This is a genomic window from uncultured Alistipes sp. (genome assembly GCF_902388705.1).
GTDB lineage: Bacteria > Bacteroidota > Bacteroidia > Bacteroidales > Rikenellaceae > Alistipes.
In genome coordinates this window covers 1-2,743 of sequence record NZ_CABMQJ010000116.1, presented here as the reverse complement: position 1 = coordinate 2,743, position 2,743 = coordinate 1, and the positions used below count along the sequence as shown (strand labels likewise).

At 63.4% G+C, this 2,743-nt stretch carries 3 protein-coding genes and 1 pseudogene; all 4 read left to right on the top strand.

Features of this window, described 5'->3' with window-relative positions:
• Nucleotides 1-421 (top strand): class II fructose-bisphosphate aldolase (locus tag QZT71_RS12315; protein ID WP_295916647.1); only part of this gene is annotated, 421 nt, incomplete at its 5' end.
• Nucleotides 422-433: 12 nt separating this feature from the next.
• Nucleotides 434-1,447, top strand: a complete 1,014-nt coding sequence (locus QZT71_RS12310) for a carbohydrate kinase family protein (RefSeq protein ID WP_295916645.1) — start codon at nucleotides 434-436, stop codon at nucleotides 1,445-1,447.
• On the top strand, nucleotides 1,444-2,106 hold the full coding sequence (locus tag QZT71_RS12305) for a D-lyxose/D-mannose family sugar isomerase (protein WP_295916643.1): 663 nt from the start codon (nucleotides 1,444-1,446) through the stop codon (nucleotides 2,104-2,106). The genes QZT71_RS12310 and QZT71_RS12305 overlap by 4 nt, the downstream gene beginning before the upstream one ends.
• 1 nt (nucleotide 2,107) lies before the next feature.
• A pseudogene (locus QZT71_RS12300) lies at nucleotides 2,108-2,743 on the top strand (hypothetical protein); the annotation flags it as partial.

The following is a 2,743-nucleotide window of genomic DNA, read 5'->3' as shown; positions in this document are numbered from 1 at the left end:
CACGGGCGACGCCGCCACAGCCGACGTCTTCACCGACGTCGGGGAGTCGGCACGGTTCATCGCCGAAACGGGCGCCGATGCCCTGGCCATCGCCATCGGCAACCTGCACGGCCGCTATATCGCCACCCCGCGCCTCAACATCGGCCGGCTGCGCGAAATCGACGCCCGCAACGGCATCCCGCTCGTGCTGCACGGCGGCAGCGGCACGAGCGAAGAGGATTTCAAATCCTGCATCGGCAACGGCATCTGCAAAATCAACGTGGCCACAGCGATGCAGCTCGCGGCCACGGACGAAATATGCAGCTATATCGCCGCTGATGCCTCACCGAACTACATCGACCTGAAGAGCCGCATCACCGAGGCTTCGCGGAGAGTCGTGGCAGCGCATATCCGGCTCTTCGAAAGCGACGGCAAAGCCTAAACACCCCGACACATGGACAGACGAGGAATCATCTCGGCCGGCACATGGCTGGTCGACAACGTGAAAATCATCGAACAATACCCCACCCGGGGCAACCTGACGACCATCTCGCGCGTCGAAACGGGACTGGGCGGTTGTTCCCACAACGTGCTCGCCGACCTGGCGGGACTGGGTACCGACCTGCCGCTGTATGCCGGCGGCTGCATCGGACGCGACGCTTTCGGCGATTACGTGCAGCGGGAAATCGCCCGGCTCGGAATCGACGGGCATAACATGCTCGTGCTCCCCGATGCCGCCACATCCTACACCGACGTCATGTCGGAGCGGGACGGAGGCATCCGCACTTTCTTCCATTTCCGGGGTGCGAATGCACGCCTCGGGGCGGAGCAGGTACTGCAAATGGAGACCCGGGCACGCATCTTCCACCTGGGCTACCTGCTGCTGCTCGACGAGCTGGACAGCCCCGACCCCGAATACGGCGTCGTGGCCGCCCGCGTACTGAAAGAATTGCAACGGAAAGGGTACGAAACCTCGGTCGACGTGGTTTCCGAAGAAGGAGATCGTTTCCGCCGCATCGTAGAACCCTGCCTGCCTTACATCGACTACCTGATCGTCAACGAGATCGAAGCCGGGGCCGTCTGCGGCCTGCGGCTGCGCGATCCGCAGGGGACACTGCTGCACGACCGCATGGAAGAGGCCGCAGAGATGCTGGTACGGCGGGGCGTCGGCCGCCTCTGCGCCATCCACTGCCCCGAGGGCGGTTATGCCCGCACCCGGGACGGCGAAACCGCATGGTGCGGCTCCATCCCAATCGCGGCGAAGCAAATCATCTCGTCGGTAGGCGCGGGCGACGCTTTCTGCGCCGGAATGCTCTATGCCCGGCACGAGGGGATGCCGCTGCGCGACGCCCTCCGGTTCGCCAATGCCTCGGCCCGCTTCAACCTCTTCAGCGCCACCAGCACGGGCGGCGCCCCCACCTTGGGACAATTAACCGAATTCATCCAATCAAATTACAAAGACCAATGAAACGCTCCGAAATAAACCGATCGATCCGTGAAGCACTGGATTTCCTGACCGAACACCGCTTCCTGCTCCCCGAATGGGCAACCTGGACTCCCCGCATGTGGGGCACGCACGGCGAAGAGTGCCGCGAGATACGCGACAACGCGCTGGGCTGGGACGTCACCGACTTCGGCAAAGGAAACTTCGCACAGGAAGGACTGACGCTCTTCACGATACGCAACGGCAACCCCGCACGCGACCGCAAGACCTACTGCGAGAAGATCATGTTCGTGCGCGAAGGGCAGATCACCCCCATCCATTTCCACTGGCACAAGATGGAAGACATCATCAACCGGGGCGGGGGCGACCTCTGCATGAAACTGTGGCGTGCCGACGACGAAGAACGCATGACCGACGCCCCCTGCTCGTTCCAGGTCGACGGAATCACCACGACCGTACGCGCAGGCGAGGTATTTCGCCTCCGCCCCGGACAGAGCATCACCTTCGAGCCCTACATGTACCACACCTTCTGGGCCGAAGGGGGCGACTGCCTGGCGGGCGAGGTCTCGACCGTCAACGACGACACCGCGGACAACCGGTTCTACGAACCGCTGGGACGTTATCCGCAAATCGAAGAAGACGAACCCGCCGAATTCTCACTCTGCAACGAATACACCTTCTAAAATGATCAGAAACCACGATATAACTCCCCTCGCCTGGGAACTGGGACATGCCCCGGACAGGGAGACCGCCCCCGGGAGCTTCTGCCCGGCAACGGTTCCGGGAGCCGTACAGACAGACATCGCCCGTGCCGAGGGGTATCCCGACTATAATTACGGCGACAATTATCGCCGCATGACGTGGATGGAAGACCGCTTCTTCACCTACCGCACGGAGTTCGACGCCCCGCAGTGCGGAAACGGACGGCAGCTGTGGTTCGTATCGAAAGGAATCGACTACCGGTACGAGATACGCTTCAACGGGCAGCCGCTCGCCGCCCGCGAAGGGATGTTCTCACCCGTCGAGGTGGAACTCACGCCGCACCTGCGTCCCCGCAACCGGCTCGAAGTGCTCGTCTATCCCGTTCCCAAGCGCCACCCCGAACCGGCCGACCGCACGCAGGCGTCGGATGTCGTGAAACCGGCCGTCGGCTACGGCTGGGACTGGCACCCGCGCCTCGTACCGCTGGGTATCTGGGACGACACGGGGCTCCAGATCCGCCACGAATCCCACCTGACGGACGTGCTGGTCAGCTACACGCTCGACGAAGACCTGGCGGGCGCCGACCTGCGCATCGCGGCCGAGGGCCGTGCCTGCGAC